14 protein-coding genes are annotated in these 13,494 nt (G+C 61.0%); 7 read left to right on the forward strand and 7 right to left on the reverse strand.

Annotation, left to right across the window (positions count from 1 at the left end; genetic code table 11):
• Window positions 1-12 precede the first annotated feature (12 nt).
• The 3 genes from AADW18_RS00715 (at window position 13) to AADW18_RS00725 (ending at window position 2,765) form a co-directional block, all read left to right on the forward strand.
• Entirely contained in the window at window positions 13-597 is a 585-nt protein-coding gene (locus AADW18_RS00715; protein WP_337341430.1) for a hypothetical protein, read from the forward strand.
• Window positions 598-724: 127 nt separating this feature from the next.
• Window positions 725-2,146: a VCBS repeat-containing protein gene (locus AADW18_RS00720; RefSeq protein ID WP_337341431.1), complete on the forward strand. Its 1,422-nt coding sequence runs from the start codon at window positions 725-727 to the stop codon at window positions 2,144-2,146.
• 82 nt (window positions 2,147-2,228) lie between these two features.
• The gene (locus AADW18_RS00725; protein ID WP_337341432.1) at window positions 2,229-2,765 is read left to right on the forward strand and encodes a DUF2058 domain-containing protein; all 537 of its coding nucleotides are present in this window, start codon (window positions 2,229-2,231) and stop codon (window positions 2,763-2,765) included.
• A gap of 259 nt (window positions 2,766-3,024) precedes the next feature.
• Here the strand turns inward: AADW18_RS00725 and AADW18_RS00730 are convergent, their stop codons facing one another.
• From AADW18_RS00730 to AADW18_RS00740, 3 genes are all read right to left on the reverse strand, one after another.
• Complete coding sequence (locus AADW18_RS00730) at window positions 3,025-3,384, reverse strand: hypothetical protein (protein ID WP_337341433.1); 360 nt, start codon at window positions 3,382-3,384, stop codon at window positions 3,025-3,027.
• Window positions 3,385-3,552: 168 nt separating this feature from the next.
• Entirely contained in the window at window positions 3,553-4,845 is a 1,293-nt protein-coding gene (locus tag AADW18_RS00735) for an alpha/beta hydrolase (RefSeq protein WP_337341434.1), read from the reverse strand.
• Window positions 4,846-5,182: 337 nt separating this feature from the next.
• Window positions 5,183-6,046 (reverse strand): DUF1028 domain-containing protein, encoded by an 864-nt coding sequence (locus AADW18_RS00740; RefSeq protein WP_337341435.1) that lies wholly within the window; start codon window positions 6,044-6,046, stop codon window positions 5,183-5,185.
• Window positions 6,047-6,294: 248 nt separating this feature from the next.
• On the opposite strand from AADW18_RS00740, the gene AADW18_RS00745 reads away from it, so the two are divergent.
• Together AADW18_RS00745 and AADW18_RS00750 are read left to right on the forward strand one after the other, a co-directional pair.
• Window positions 6,295-7,350 (forward strand): DUF5694 domain-containing protein, encoded by a 1,056-nt coding sequence (locus AADW18_RS00745; RefSeq protein ID WP_337341436.1) that lies wholly within the window; start codon window positions 6,295-6,297, stop codon window positions 7,348-7,350.
• 113 nt (window positions 7,351-7,463) lie between these two features.
• Window positions 7,464-8,252: a restriction endonuclease gene (locus AADW18_RS00750; RefSeq protein WP_337341437.1), complete on the forward strand. Its 789-nt coding sequence runs from the start codon at window positions 7,464-7,466 to the stop codon at window positions 8,250-8,252.
• A 5-nt stretch (window positions 8,253-8,257) separates the two neighbouring features.
• Here AADW18_RS00750 and AADW18_RS00755 read toward each other — a convergent pair whose 3' ends face one another.
• Window positions 8,258-9,115, reverse strand: a complete 858-nt coding sequence (locus AADW18_RS00755; RefSeq protein ID WP_337341438.1) for an alpha/beta hydrolase — start codon at window positions 9,113-9,115, stop codon at window positions 8,258-8,260.
• 359 nt (window positions 9,116-9,474) lie between these two features.
• On the opposite strand from AADW18_RS00755, the gene AADW18_RS00760 reads away from it, so the two are divergent.
• Entirely contained in the window at window positions 9,475-9,732 is a 258-nt protein-coding gene (locus AADW18_RS00760; RefSeq protein ID WP_337341439.1) for a hypothetical protein, read from the forward strand.
• A gap of 135 nt (window positions 9,733-9,867) precedes the next feature.
• Here AADW18_RS00760 and AADW18_RS00765 read toward each other — a convergent pair whose 3' ends face one another.
• The gene (locus tag AADW18_RS00765; RefSeq protein ID WP_337341440.1) at window positions 9,868-10,377 is read right to left on the reverse strand and encodes a lipocalin-like domain-containing protein; all 510 of its coding nucleotides are present in this window, start codon (window positions 10,375-10,377) and stop codon (window positions 9,868-9,870) included.
• 272 nt (window positions 10,378-10,649) lie between these two features.
• Between AADW18_RS00765 and AADW18_RS00770 the strand changes: the two genes are divergently transcribed.
• Window positions 10,650-11,564, forward strand: coding sequence for a VOC family protein (locus AADW18_RS00770; RefSeq protein ID WP_337341441.1), 915 nt, complete (start codon window positions 10,650-10,652; stop codon window positions 11,562-11,564).
• Between the two features lie 197 nt (window positions 11,565-11,761).
• On the opposite strand, the gene AADW18_RS00775 is transcribed toward AADW18_RS00770, so the two are convergent.
• Both AADW18_RS00775 and AADW18_RS00780 read right to left on the reverse strand, forming a co-directional pair.
• A complete protein-coding gene (locus AADW18_RS00775) occupies window positions 11,762-12,367 on the reverse strand; it encodes a DUF1579 domain-containing protein (RefSeq protein WP_337341442.1) in 606 nt (201 codons plus the stop codon).
• Between the two features lie 150 nt (window positions 12,368-12,517).
• Window positions 12,518-13,354 carry an MnmC family methyltransferase gene (locus AADW18_RS00780; RefSeq protein ID WP_337341443.1) on the reverse strand — a complete coding sequence of 279 codons (837 nt, stop codon included), beginning with the start codon at window positions 13,352-13,354 and terminating at the stop codon, window positions 12,518-12,520.
• Window positions 13,355-13,494: the final 140 nt, after the last annotated feature.

The following is a 13,494-nucleotide window of genomic DNA, read 5'->3' on the forward strand; positions in this document are numbered from 1 at the left end:
GAAGGACCGATCATGAATCAAAGGACCATCACCCCTATCCTGCTGTTGGCGGGCGTCGTATTGCTCACCTCTGTGCCCAAGGCTCATGCACTCGACCAGGCCGCGGCCCGCCGCATTGCGGAGACCTACCTCTCGTTGTATCCGGGCGACGACATACAGAACGACTTCCGCCTGGTGCATGTGCAGCCGGTCGATCTTGACGGCGATGGCATCGAAGAAATCCTGTACGCGGAGACAGCCACCTGCATTGGGGCCAACTTCGACTGCACCAACGGCATCCGCGTATTGACGTTGAATAAATCGGGAGCGCGGCCGGGTGGCTACGACAAGATGCACGCTGATGACAAACGTGCGTTCGCCACCGGATACGTTCCAGAAGGAAACGCCTTCATCCCGGGCGATATCCAGCGCGTGCGGATCAGCAACAAGACAGTGAACGTGGATTTCGAGGTGCGCGAGGACTCACCCATCTGCAAGCGTTACGTGTCGACGACAGAAGGGCGGCAGCCTACGAAGCATTGCCCGCCGACCGGAAAATACCACTGGAACTTCGTCTGGCGGCGTGGGGTAGGCCTGACGCGGGTGGATCAACGCTAGTACATGGCCCGGGCAAGCGAAGCGCGCCTGGGGCAACGGTATCGTCTTTCCGAAGATGACCCGTACATCACGCCGCTAGTGGCGGCTGCATGGATTTCGGACTGCAAATGGGGAGAGGGGCACGCACATGGGGTCATTGAAAATCTTCTTTTGGTTGTTTTTCCTGTTGATGGGGGCTGTTCTGGGGCTGTGGTTTCGCACGCATCCCACTACGTCCTCCACGTCTGCTGAGCCGCAGGAAGTGGCCAGCGCGCCGCGGTGGTCAGGCGGGGCGCAGCCTTTACCGCGTGCCGCCAAGCTGCCAACGAGTGTTATGCCGGCGGATTTTCCAGAGCCTGTGCTGGGCGGCGCGTCGCCACCCAAGGCGGCACTTGCTTCAGCATTGCTAGCGCCGGGCTTCTATTTCGACCGCGTCATCGTTTCCCCCGTCGTCGTGGACGTCTGGCCCGACCAGGTGGTTGTCGCCGACGTGACGGGAGATGGCCGTAACGACATCGTGTTGGCGATAGACGCGCTGCTAAAAGTCGTGTTGAGGATCCATGCGCAGAACGCGGACGGAACACTCGCCGATGCTATCGATCTTATGTCGCCGATCATGGCCACCAGCGGTGGCGGCGGCAGTGTTGAAGCAGTCGATCTGAACAACGATGGATTGCCGGAAATCGTAGTGGGTGCGGGTCAGGGCCTGACGGTTTTCAGGAAGACCTCCGGAGGCTATGCATACCAATCCTACGTTGGAAACGTCAGGTCGCTCTCTCTGGGCGCTATCGATCTTGATGGCGACGGGCACCGGGACATCTTTGCGCAAGGATGGGAAGAGGGTGCCGACATCTACCTGAGCGATCGGCATGGTGGGTTCCGTGGTGCGCAACGCATCGCTACGCCACTATCCGGCTACAACACGTTGGAGATTTCCGACTTTACGGCTGACGGAATTGCCGATGTGGTCATGACCAATGGGCAAGGTTGGCCGAAGGTAGTCGTATACCCTGCTGCGTTCTTCGGAGGACTGCAAAGTCTCATCGAGATACCCATGCCCGCGGTACAGACGATGCCATCGTTTGGCATGACCGTCGCCGATATGGACCGCGACGGACGACCCGATTTAGTCATGCCTGACGAAGGAAACGCATCGGCATCTCTTCGTGGCATCCATGTCTATTACCGGGGCGAAGGAAACAGCATTAGGCGCCACGAATTTTTGCATTTCCAGGGCATGTACCAACGGCCGGGTGCAGTGCAAGTGGCCGACATTGATGGCAACGGCTACCCCGACATTGTTGCCATGATGAACAGTTACAACCAGATGGCTTATATCCTGCAGGGACCATCGGGCTTCGGTGAGCCGGTGTTCCAAACCACCAGCGACAATGCGTGGACGAATAGTCATTACATGGATAACTCTTTCGTGATCGCCGACGTCAATTCGGATCGTTGTCCAGATATCGTCCTGGCCGAGTCCAGTTCATCGCTGCGGGTGTTTTATGGACGCAATTGCCAGCTCCCTGTGCGGCAGACTGGCGGCCCGCTACCAGCCAGGAGAGGCTGAAGGGCACTCCGATGAACTCCGCGGGCTTGCTTCCGACGCGGTTATCATGGCGGCGATTGTCCTCAGCCTTGGTCTCCTCTCCATGCGTAATCCCCTGCAAGAACAATTGCTCAAGGCCGGCCTGGTCAAGAAGTCCAAGGTCGCCGAGGTGGTGCGCGAGCAGACCAAGCAGCGCCACGCCAAGGGAGCTCCGGTACCCAACGCTGAGCAAGCCGAAGCCGAACGCGTTCGCCTGGAGAAAGTGGAGCGCGACCGCGCCCTGGCCGCCGAGCGCAACGCGCAAGCGCGCCTGCACGAGCAACGTGCCCAGGCGCGTCAGATCGTGGAGCAGAACCAGCTCAAGCGCGAAGGTGAGATCGCCTACGGCTTCACCGACGACGGCAAGATCAAGAACCTGCTGGTCACCGAATCGGTGCGCACGCAGCTGGCAAGCGGCGCCCTGGTCATCGCCCGCCACGACCAAGGCTATGCAGTGATTCCCCGCGCCGCGGCGGACAAGGTTTACGCCCGGGATGCGGCGATGATCGTGCTAGACCACGGCAAACCCAACGCGGATAGCAGCGGCGGCGATGACGACTATTACAGCCAGTTCAAAGTGCCGGACGACCTGATCTGGTAAGTGATTTCGTCGCCGATGCCGAGACATCCACGTAGCCCGGATAAGCGAAGCGCATCCGGGATGCTTTACACGGAAGCTATACGTTCCCCGGGTGCGGCTTTCAGCCTTACCCAGGCTACTTGCTACAGCCAGCCCGTAGGATGCGGTAAGCCGCAGGCGCACCGCATCGTTCGCGTCCTGATCGCAAGAGAAAATATTCGCTGTTCTAAAGGTACTCGACCGATGCGGTTCGCTTTGCTCACCACATCCTATGAACTACCTAATAAGTCGAACCAAACGCCGCCAACGCCAGCAACACGAATGCAATGACAGCAGCCGTTGCATGGACAACAACCAACCAAGCCGGCAACAGGCGATTCTTCCACTTGTACGCCAGGCTCATCACCGCGCCGCCGCCGGCTGCCAACAGAAACAACACCAACGCCAATTTGGCAAACGCCGGCACGGGCTGGGTACAAATCGCGTACGCCAACAGCGTCAAACCCGACGCGGCCAATAGCCCGTGCAACATCGCCAGCCAGGCGGGCGGATTATGTTTGGCGGTAAAGCGAATCCCCGCCATGAGTAATCCACCCAGGGCGGTAATCGCTAACAGAATCGTTGCGGTCTGCAGGAGCATGGGTGTGTCCTCGCTCGAAACCGGCTTCAGGCTAGGCCGGCACCTGTGAGCGCCATGTCTGAATGGGGTTGAGACCGTGTGATGGCATCAAATTCCTTTGGAACAAGCTAACCCGCGCGCAGACCGGATCGGGACGCTGCCACGCAGACGCCACATTGATCGGTCCTTCTAACGCGCCTCGTCGCCGAGCCGCATACCACGCCCGTACGAGCCCTGAGGTGTGCCGCGGATCCAGTCCGCAAGCAGGCGCAGGTAGCCGTCCGTGATCCGCGTGCCGCGACGCGAACCGTCGGGCAGGGTTTCGTACTCGAACATGCCGTGGTCGGTATCGGGAAACATGTACAGCTCGATCGGTCGGCCGTCGTCGATCAACCCCAATAACGCATCGCGGGTGCGCTCGATCGGTGCCTCGCGGTCGTCTTCGGCGAGCACCCACAACAGCGGCACCTTTACCTTGCGCAGGGCACCTACCGAGTCGTAGTTCCAGATCAGCTCGTGTTGGTCGAAGAGCGGCCGGCCGACCCGGCGCAGCACATCGTCGGGTGTACGCAGCATCTGGCCGCTGTGCTCGCCCTGGATGGCACCGGCCCAAGCTTGTCCTTCGAGGTCGCGACGCACTTCACCCAGTGCCTCCAGGCCGTCGCGGAACTGCGAGGTCAACAGCCGCCCCGTAGCTTGGGACAGGCGATCAATCGCAGCCATGGCGTCGGCGCCGAGCCCCGCCTTGCGCGCCTCATCGATCATCTGTTCGCGGTCTTCGTCGATCGGCGAGACCACCAGGCCGAAGCCGACCGCGACGAAGTCCGCTGCGGAGCGAGTGGAGGCCAGCGGCGCTACCCAGCCGCCCTGGCTGCCTCCGAAGTAGCCGGCGCGCGATACCCGCCCATTCGCCAGTGTCCTGGCGTGCGCGAGCGCGGCTGCAGCGTCGTCGGCCAGCAGTTCGAAGTTCTGCGTGTAGTCGCCCTCCGATGCGCCGGTTCCCCGTTTGTCGTAGGCGAACACCCGCAATCCCTGAGCCGCCAGCGCGTAGGCATAGGCACTGCCGGTGGCGGAGGTGCGCTCGGACCCGTGCACCATCACCACCAGCGGCAGCGCGTCGCCGGTACTGGGTTCGATCAGGCGCCCGGCCATGCGCGCGCCGTGGCTGTCGAACGTGGTGTCGGTTTCGGCAAGCTTGCGTCGCGGCCACAGCACGACCGAGCCGTCCGCGCTTCGGACCTCGGCGCCGTCGGTCATGCAGTGTACGGGCGTGTTCGCATCTCCGGTACTGCCACGGCGACCGTCGCGGAACAAATAGCGTTGTGCCGACTGCGACGGATCCGGTAGTGGCACCACCACCACGAAGTCGCTGTCACCGACGGGGCCGTAGGCGCCTCGCGGGCACGACGTCGCGCGCGCGGAAGCCGATGCAACGGTCGAAACAAGCAGGAGGGCAGCGAGAGCGGCGAAGCGTCGGGACATGAAAAATTCCATTGTGGAGAAGGGTGTATCCGGTGAGTTGCGGTGCTTGCCCGGAGGTTGACGCCCGGACCGGGAGCCATTGTTCGATGAGATGCTGGGTGAAGGTCAACCCAGCGGATTTCATCTGCCTGACACCTCAGCAGCCCTCGTAGGATGCGGTGAGCAACGCGAACCGCATCGTTCGCGGCTAGGCCGAAAAAAGGTTTTCCCTGGCGCGGAGCGGCACGACCGATGCGGTTCGCGTTGCTCACCACATCCTACCTATCGCCGAAGCTTATGGCTGAAGGCCGCTCGATGCCAGATGGAGCCATCTGATTGGAGGTGGGGACTTACAGCTTCATTTGATTGGCCTCGCAACAGAGGGCACTACAAATCTCCGCGTACTGCTCCGTTTTGTTCCGTTATCCACCCACTGTTGAAACAGGCCATCAAGATGCGCCATACCGCTTTCGGTGCCAGCCGGAAGCCCGTTGATGGCTAGCTCCACCCACGGTTTGTCCTGCGGATCAGTTTTGCGATAAAGCCCGATAAAGGCGGTATTGCTATTGGCCTTGCCGCAGCGGCGGTCGCCGCCGGCTTTGGCGCCTGCGTCCATGGCGCGCATGATGGCGCGGGCCATGGCCAGGTCGTCCGGCCAATCGGCCTTGCCCAGGGCTGCGATGGTTTTCGCCACGGCGTCTTCCGATGCCAGGGTGTTGCCTTGCACGCTGATGTGATCGGCGCCGGCGGTGGCTTTTGCGCCGGGTACTTCGGCGCCGGTGTAGGTGCGTGGGCGCGGGTCTGTTCCGCTGGATAGCAGTGCATATTGTTGACGCTGCGGTTGGTAATCGGAATTGGGAGCGGTGATTTTCGCGAGGATCGTGTCCAGGGGCGCGCCTTTGCGCAGCATGGCAACCGCCGCCTCGCGAGCGTCGTGGTTGCTGGCAGCCTGGACAATGACCACCCCCTTGCCCGGAACGACGGTCTGGATGCCGTAGACCCCGCCTGAGCATGAAGCCGCCGCCACGCCTATGGTGCCCGTGCGCGGATTGACGGTCGCGATGGACCAGGTGGCGTGGGCGTCAGGAGCGTAGACGGCAGTGAAGAAAAAGGGGATGAGGCAGCGAAGAGCGAGAAGACGATTCCGAGTCATTGGCGTGCCCTTGAGGTGGGAAAGGCGCCCGGGTGACGTTGCACACAGAAGTGCGGAGGGAGGGCGCATTTGCTTGGATGCCGAGTAGGGCAGTTGGGTTGAAGGCGAAACTACCCTATTGCCTGGAAGGTTAGTCGCGGCACCCGACGCCGTAGGGTGGGCGGATTTCCATCGCTTGTCTATTGCAGTGCACGGCCGGGCCGGTGGTCTTGGTGCGCGCACTGCAACGAACACCCTGCCGAATGCCACATGTGCGTGCGGATGCGCGCCGTAAAAAATACCGGCGCGCCCGGTCGGCGCATTACAGGGAATCACGCATGAGCAAACGATGGGCGAAGTGGGGATGGGTGTTGGCGCTGGCGACTCCGGCCGTGGCGCAGGCGCAGGTGGATCTGACCGTGCTCGATAAGGGCATGGCGGGGCCGCCCGCCCGTGTGCTGGTGCTGGGTTCAGTGCACTTGAGTGGCATGCCGGAAACCTTCAAGGCCGAATCACTCAACCCGGTGCTCGACAGACTGGCGGCGTTCAAGCCGGACATCATCACTATCGAGTCGATGTCCGGCGAGGAATGCGATCTGGCCGCTCGCCATCCCGCTGTGTACGGGCTGGATTTCTGCCCCGACACCGATGTAGCCAAGGCTGCCACCGGACTGGATGTACCCGCCGCGATCGCGGCTGTGAAAAGCTTGCTCGAGACATGGCCCGCGCAGCCCACGCCGAATCAGCGACGCCTGCTTGCGTCGCGGTTCCTGGCGGCCAACGACCGCGCCTCGGCGCTGGTGCAATGGTGGCAGTTGCCGGCGGCCGAACGGCGTACCGGCGACGGATTGAACGATGAGCTGGTGGCGATGCTGGAGAAGCTCGCCACCCGCAATAACGAGAGCTACCAGATTGGCGCGCAACTGGCCGCGCGCCTGGGTCTGCAACGCGTGCATGCCGTCGACAATCACACGGGCGACAACGTCCGCGTCGCTGACGAAGCAGCATTCGGCAAGGCGCTGCAGGCGGCTTGGGATACGGGCAAAGCGGAATTGGCGGCGGCGGAGAAGCGGCAGGAAGTCATGACGAAGAATCACGATATGCTCGGCCTATACCGCGATATCAATCGCCCCGCCAACCTGGCGATGCTCGCCGACCTCAACGCCGGCACCGCCATGCGTTCGACCTCAAAGGAGGGCTACCCACAGATGTGGGTGGGCGGCTGGGAAATCCGCAACCTGCGCATGATCGCCAACATCCGCGAGACCTTCCGCGAACGCCCGAGCGCCCGTGTGCTGTCGATTGTCGGTGTTTCGCACAAGCCGTGGTTCGACGGCTGGCTTGGGCAGCTGCAAGGCGTGGAGATCGTCGATGTGGAGCAGGTGCTGAAGTAATTCACCCGATAGAATGAAATCCGCGTGGTGCAGGCTTAAGCCCGCACCGCGACTTGGCCGACTATTTTTTCTGATTGAGAATCGCGGCGCTAGCAACTTTCACAGGGACGGGAATGAACGGACTGAAGAACGTACGCAACCGCCGCAATGATGCATTGGCACGGGTAGGTTGGGACCGATTGGAGATGATGCTGGTCGATTACTATCGAGAGCAGGGCTGGCGCGTCGAACATATTGGCACCGGTGCTGGCGGTAGACGGTTCGATGGTGGAATCGACCTGAAGCTTCGCAGGGGCGATGAATATGTTCTTGTCCAATGCAAGCATTGGAACGCGAAGCAGGTCACTCATAACGCGGTGCACGAGTTGCTCGGGATCAAGGTCAACGAGAACGCCACCGGCGCCATCGTCATCACCAGCGGCGAGTTCACGCAAGCTGCCCGGCAAGCGGCTACCCGCCTGGGCCACGTCCAACTGATCGATGGCGACGCTCTGCGCGTGATGCTCGGTCCGCAACTCGATGCTTTCAAATCAGCCGAGCCGCCGCCTGTTCCTTCTACATCGCCTTACCGCTACGAGCGCAAGGAAATGTCGGTTGGCCAACGCTCCTCTTTATTGATTGGCGCTTTGCTGTTTGGCTCACTGGTTTGCTACGGGCTGTTTCGTCTTGTTACTTGGCCCCTGAACCATGAAATCAACATAGAGCTTCCTCAAAGTGCCGGGTCGCCATCCTCGAAAGTTCCCACGCAGCGCCTTGCTCCCCAGCAACCGCCGTTGGACGCCGAGACTGAAGCGTCACCACGCATCGAGCCGCCGATGACCAGTGCTGAGCTGGAAGAGTGGAAGCGTCGAAATGCGGAGTCCATGCGCATACTCGAAGAGAACGAATCGAAAGCTGACTAGGCTTCTCAGTCCTTCCTTTGGCCGGTCAGCGCTTTACGAAACTCCCTGACCGTCGCAATCAGTTGCTCCGGTGATTCTTCCGCGACGTACTCGCCACCCGGAATGACCTTGCCTTCGACGTGGGTTGCGCCTTTTTCCCTTACGCCAGGCACGTAGTTGTCCGTCTTCCGTCCGTCCGCATCGCCGCGCACGTAAAGGATGGGCAGATCGATACGTTTGTGTTGTGCATTGTGCTTGGCGTCGTCGGCCATGGCGCGATACCAGTCGAAGCCGGCGGTGAGTGCTTCCGGACGCTCGTAGGCGCGCGCGTATTCGTCGCGGGCTTCTTCTGTCAGCGCGGTCTTGTCGCCCGCCATGATGTCGTAGAAGAAGTCGAAGTATTGGCGCTGGTGTCCGGCTACCAGCAGTTCCGGCAGTTCGGGGAGTGCGTGCAACGCGAAATGGAAGATGCGTGGGTCGGCGAGGGTTTCGGCCCAGGGGGAAATGCCGGGAATCACGGTGTTCATCACCATGGCGCCCGAGATCCTGTGCGCGTGATCGCGTGCCGCCGCGTAGGCGATCATGCCGCCTACGTCGTAGCCGGCGAACAGGATGTCTTGGGCGCCAAGTTTCTCTGCTGCGTCCAGTAACAAGCCGGCGAGGACGGTCTTCTCGGCGGATGGTGGCGCTCCCTGCGAAGCACCGATGCCTGGTAGATCGAATGCGAGTACGAAATGATCGTTGCCTAGTTCCGGCAACACATTGTCGAATGCGCGGCTCGATTGCGGCCAGCCATGCAGCAGGACCAGTGCGGGCTTGGAACTATCGCCGGCGGTGCGTGCGGCGATCTTCAGGTTGTCGACTTCTGCGTACAGCATGGCCATGGAGGGGCTCCGCTTGCTTCGAAGGGACTCCGCTTTTCCTCCCCCTTTTACAAAGGGGGACTGAGGGGGATTTGCTTTTGCTTCTTCTAAACGCAACAGCAACGGAAAATCCCTGTCGTCCGCTGGGTGGACCCTCGTCCTCTTTATAAAAGGGAGCTATGCCCGGCTCGGCAATCACCGATGAGTTCGTTAGTTGGATCGAAACACTGCCGCCGTTACGAATAGGTAAAACCCACTATCGCGGCTTTGACTCAGCACCACCGCACAAGCCTTTCACGATCCACTTACCGCATCTTCACTGATGCTTCCGATTTGAGTGGTCGAATATGAGCCCCTTGTTTCACATCAGGAGAGTGAGCATGAAGAAGTCTGTCGTTGCTTTTGCGTTGACGCTTTTATTGTCTGCCTCCGGCTCGGCGCTTGCTGCCGTGGTGTACGTCTCTGGCAGCGGACAGAGCTATGACCCTGGAATTGCATTGGAGGATGCGCGTGCTGATGCCATCGGCCAATGCACGGCACAGGGCGGGACGCCGTTGGAAGAGGTTTACAACCATGTGACCCGGGCCAACCTATGGATTGCGAGCTCGATCTGGCAATGCGAGGTGCCGGAGGGCTGAGGGTCCCGCACTGGCGCTGATAGTCTCCGGTGCGCGTATGCAGTCCACCCAGTGCAGTTTGGCGCGAGAACCTGAGTTGTCGGCTTGGTCTTCGTGTGCGGCGGGCTTGAGCCCGCTCTATGTCCGCGTTGGGTTTTACCTCACGCGTCGGAAGCGACGAAGGTAGCTTCCTTCTGGAATCGTGCCTCCGATGATCAACTCGTCGCCGACGATCTTGATGGGCCGGGGTTGGTCGGTGCTGGTGTAGCTGGGCATCAGGCTACCCTCCACGCGATGGATCACTTTGCTTTGTGCTTCGATGACCTGGTAGGTGCCGAAGTAGGCGACATAGCCGTCATAGGCGGCGCGGACTTCCTGGTCGGTGCCCTTGCTGTCGTCGCCGGCGGCGAAAGGACGCGTGGCAGGCGTGCGCATCAGTTGGACGTGCAGGTGGCCTGTCGGGTCGTACACGATGTATCCCGTCGGATGCTCCCCATAGGGATGGCTGACTTTGCCGGCGGGATCGGTGTCCACTACTTCGATGACCTGCCATGTACCCACGAGTCGTGATGCAAGCGTCTCAGCGTCGCCGGCCGTAGCTGGCGCTATGGTGGAATAGCTGATCAGTAGGGTGGTTGCTAAGGAAACGAAAATTCCAGCTTTCACATGCGGCTCCATTGGCTCAGGCGGTTGCCGATTGTGAATGACAGTGCGCTTCCGTGGTTTATGGTCTATTGGAAATGTGCATATCGTGGGTACGTGTTTGCGGAGCGTGTATGCAGAGATTGCGATTTTGTTTGCCCAGGCTTGTTCCCGGCCGGCTCCAAGCATGATTCTCCGTTAGCGGTGAAACCGCGGCGTGTCCGTTCCCGAAGCTGGTTGTCGATTCGCGGTACGCCAGTTCGTCATAGTCAGGTAATCCCAACCAGGAGTTCCGTATGTCGCTCGCCAAGCCCATCACTCCGCACCTGTGGTTCGACACCCAGGCCCGGGAAGCCTCCCAGTTCTATTGTTCGGTCTTTCCCGATTCCAGAATCGATTCCATTGTCACGATCCGCGACACGCCGTCGGGCGATTGCGATGTGGCGTCGTTCACGCTGCACGGGCAGCCGTTCATGGCCATCAGCGCGGGACCGGTGTTCACGTTCAACCCGTCGGTGTCTTTCATCGTCAACTTCGATCCGTCGCGGGAGGCGGACGCCGCAGCGCGCCTGGAGCGGACCTGGGCGACGTTGGTCGACGGCGGAAAGGTACTTATGCCGCTGGACGCATATCCCTTCAGCAAGCGCTACGGCTGGCTGCAGGATCGCTACGGGTTGTCCTGGCAGTTGATCCTGGCCGATCCGTCCGGTGAGAGGCGGCCGGCGATCATGCCGTCGCTGTTGTTCACCGGCGAGGTCTGCGGCAAGGCTGAAGAAGCCGGTGCGTTTTATCGGTCCGTCTTCGACGGTTCCCAGGCCGGGCAGCTGGCGCGTTATCCCGAAGGCATGGCCCCGGACCAGGCGGGCACGGTGATGTACTCGGATTTCCGGCTGGACGCTACCTGGTTCGCCGCGATGGACAGTGCGCGCGAGCATGGCTTCGGTTTCAACGAGGCCGTCTCGTTCCTGGTGCACTGTCGCGACCAGGTGGAGATCGATCGCTATTGGGCGCAGCTATCCAGCGTGCCGGAATCCGAACAGTGCGGCTGGTGCAAGGATCGCTATGGCGTGTCCTGGCAGATATCGCCGATTGTTTTGGACGAGTTGATGACATCGGGCGATCAGGCCGTCGTTGATCGGGTGACTCAGGCGTTTTTGGATATGAAGAAGCTCGATGTTGCGGCGATTGAAAAGGCGGGGCGGGGTGGGTAGCGCGGTTTTGCACCGACGGCATTTTCCATCCCCATAGCTATCGGAAGATAGGGACGCATCAGCTATTCGGAACAATAAGGAACGTCATCCCGGCGCAGGCCGGGACCCAGCGACTTTCGCTTCTACGGGTTCAAGACACTGGGTCCCGGCCTGCGCCGGGATGACGAAGGATTTGTTGTCGCCTAATACGAACAGCGCTACTTCCCACGCTTCTTGTAGGTGATCTCCATCATCTTGGTTTCCTTGCCATCCGGGCCAGGTCCATACATCTCGAATACTTCGGTACTGGCGTCAGTCCAGCGGGTGGTCATGCGCGTGGTCTGTGGTTTCTTGGTGACCGGGTCTTGATAGCTGCCGGTGTAGGTACATGTCAGCTTGGCGTCGCAGGTGCCTTCGCTGACCATCAGGCCGGTGCTCATGTTGTCGTTCCAGGTCGCCCAGTACTTGCCGGTGGTGTTATCGAATCCGTGCATGCCGTGGCCGTTGAAAGGCTGCCCCATCATCTGCGAGGTCACGTCCTCCACCATGACGCGATCGCCGAGCACCATCTTGCGCGTGGCGGTGCCGCTGTCGGTGGTCGGCTCGCCGCCGGGCGTGTGCCAGCCCTTGATCGTCAGATCATAGGTACCGGCCAGCGACGCCAGCTTCTGGTGTTCCGCGCCGGGCGTGCCGGCTTTCTGGAAGGCTTCCATCATGGCCTGCGTTTCAGGCGTCATCTGCGGCGCGGTGGCTTCCTGTGCGGCCAGCGGACTGGCGAACAGCAGGGTAATGGCGGTTATCGAAATGGCATGCTTGCTGATCATGGTGGAACCCCTCCCAGGGCAGTGAGTTGGTTTACGTGAGGAGCTATGTGCTCCGGATTGCGCTTAAACGGCGTGAAGGCGGTAGGGCGTATTGAACGGCAAGAGCAAATCCCCCTTTTAGAAAGGGGAGGTAGAACTGAAGCCAAGGGCTCAACGGCGCGATGCCAGTACGCCGTCCAGCGCGAGCTGCACCTTGAACCCTGCTTTCTCCAACCGCTTCGCCACTTCGCGCGGCACGTCCCGTCCACTGGTGAGTTTGTTCGGGGTACCGGTGTAATGGAACAGGCGGCCGCCTTTGCGCAGCACGCGCGCCAGTTGGTCGTAGAACACTTGCGAGTAGAGTTCGCCGGCAATGCCGAAGCGCGGCGGGTCGTGGAGCAGGGCATCCACGGAGCTGTCGGCGACCTGCGCGATAGCTTCGGAGATGTCGGCATGGGTCAGCTGTAGTCGGCCGTCGTTTTCCGGCGCTTCCGGGTCGGGAGACCATGGATTGAGCGTTCGCAACCACAGCACGTCGGCGTTCTTCTCGAACGACTGAATGCGCGCCGCGCCAGATTCCAGGCAACACGCGGCGAAGTAGCCCAGACCACCACAGGTATCCAGCACCACCTTCCCCCGCGGCTCGACCAGCGCAACCTTGCGGCGCGCGTCCTCAAGCGGCGATTCCTTCGAAGTGGGCAGCATCTTGATGCCGTCGATCTCGAATGTGGGCGCGCCCCATTCGGTGGGCACCAACTTGATCAGCGAACCGGAATAACGGGATATCGGCGCGAATTCGTCACCATCCCAGTAATAGAGCGTGCGGTCTTTCAGTTTTTCAGGATACGGATAGCGCCTGCCATGCCATTGCCAGCTGTCCGCCTTCAGCAGCGCCTCGCCGCTGGAACGCCCCAGGTCCAACGAGCCTGTCCATGTACCCCCAACGCGCGCGGCCTGTAGCGCATCGGCAAGGTCGCGGGTGAGCAGAGGGCCGGAATAATGAGGCATTGCGTACGATCTCCTGGAGCGCCGACGATGGCCGGCTTCGATTCCAGGATAGTTTGACGCCTAACGCGACAGTAGGTTGGGTTGGTTCAATCCAACGGTGTCAGTTCGCCTTGGACGGTGGACCAGCCAGGCCTACAACC

It is taken from the genome of Pseudoxanthomonas sp. CCNWLY206-1 (assembly GCF_039710385.1).
Classification (GTDB): domain Bacteria; phylum Pseudomonadota; class Gammaproteobacteria; order Xanthomonadales; family Xanthomonadaceae; genus Pseudoxanthomonas_A.

Excerpts from the sequence above, each read along its gene's own strand:
- AADW18_RS00715 (WP_337341430.1), top strand. The coding sequence starts at position 13 with ATGAATCAAAGGACCATCACCCCTATCCTGCTGTTGGCGGGCGTCGTA.
- AADW18_RS00720 (WP_337341431.1), top strand. The coding sequence starts at position 725 with ATGGGGTCATTGAAAATCTTCTTTTGGTTGTTTTTCCTGTTGATGGGG.
- AADW18_RS00725 (WP_337341432.1), top strand. The coding sequence starts at position 2,229 with ATGCGTAATCCCCTGCAAGAACAATTGCTCAAGGCCGGCCTGGTCAAG.
- AADW18_RS00730 (WP_337341433.1), bottom strand. The coding sequence starts at position 3,384 with ATGCTCCTGCAGACCGCAACGATTCTGTTAGCGATTACCGCCCTGGGT.
- AADW18_RS00735 (WP_337341434.1), bottom strand. The coding sequence starts at position 4,845 with ATGTCCCGACGCTTCGCCGCTCTCGCTGCCCTCCTGCTTGTTTCGACC.
- AADW18_RS00740 (WP_337341435.1), bottom strand. The coding sequence starts at position 6,046 with ATGCGCCCTCCCTCCGCACTTCTGTGTGCAACGTCACCCGGGCGCCTT.
- AADW18_RS00745 (WP_337341436.1), top strand. The coding sequence starts at position 6,295 with ATGAGCAAACGATGGGCGAAGTGGGGATGGGTGTTGGCGCTGGCGACT.
- AADW18_RS00750 (WP_337341437.1), top strand. The coding sequence starts at position 7,464 with ATGAACGGACTGAAGAACGTACGCAACCGCCGCAATGATGCATTGGCA.
- AADW18_RS00755 (WP_337341438.1), bottom strand. The coding sequence starts at position 9,115 with ATGGCCATGCTGTACGCAGAAGTCGACAACCTGAAGATCGCCGCACGC.
- AADW18_RS00760 (WP_337341439.1), top strand. The coding sequence starts at position 9,475 with ATGAAGAAGTCTGTCGTTGCTTTTGCGTTGACGCTTTTATTGTCTGCC.
- AADW18_RS00770 (WP_337341441.1), top strand. The coding sequence starts at position 10,650 with ATGTCGCTCGCCAAGCCCATCACTCCGCACCTGTGGTTCGACACCCAG.
- AADW18_RS00775 (WP_337341442.1), bottom strand. The coding sequence starts at position 12,367 with ATGATCAGCAAGCATGCCATTTCGATAACCGCCATTACCCTGCTGTTC.
- AADW18_RS00780 (WP_337341443.1), bottom strand. The coding sequence starts at position 13,354 with ATGCCTCATTATTCCGGCCCTCTGCTCACCCGCGACCTTGCCGATGCG.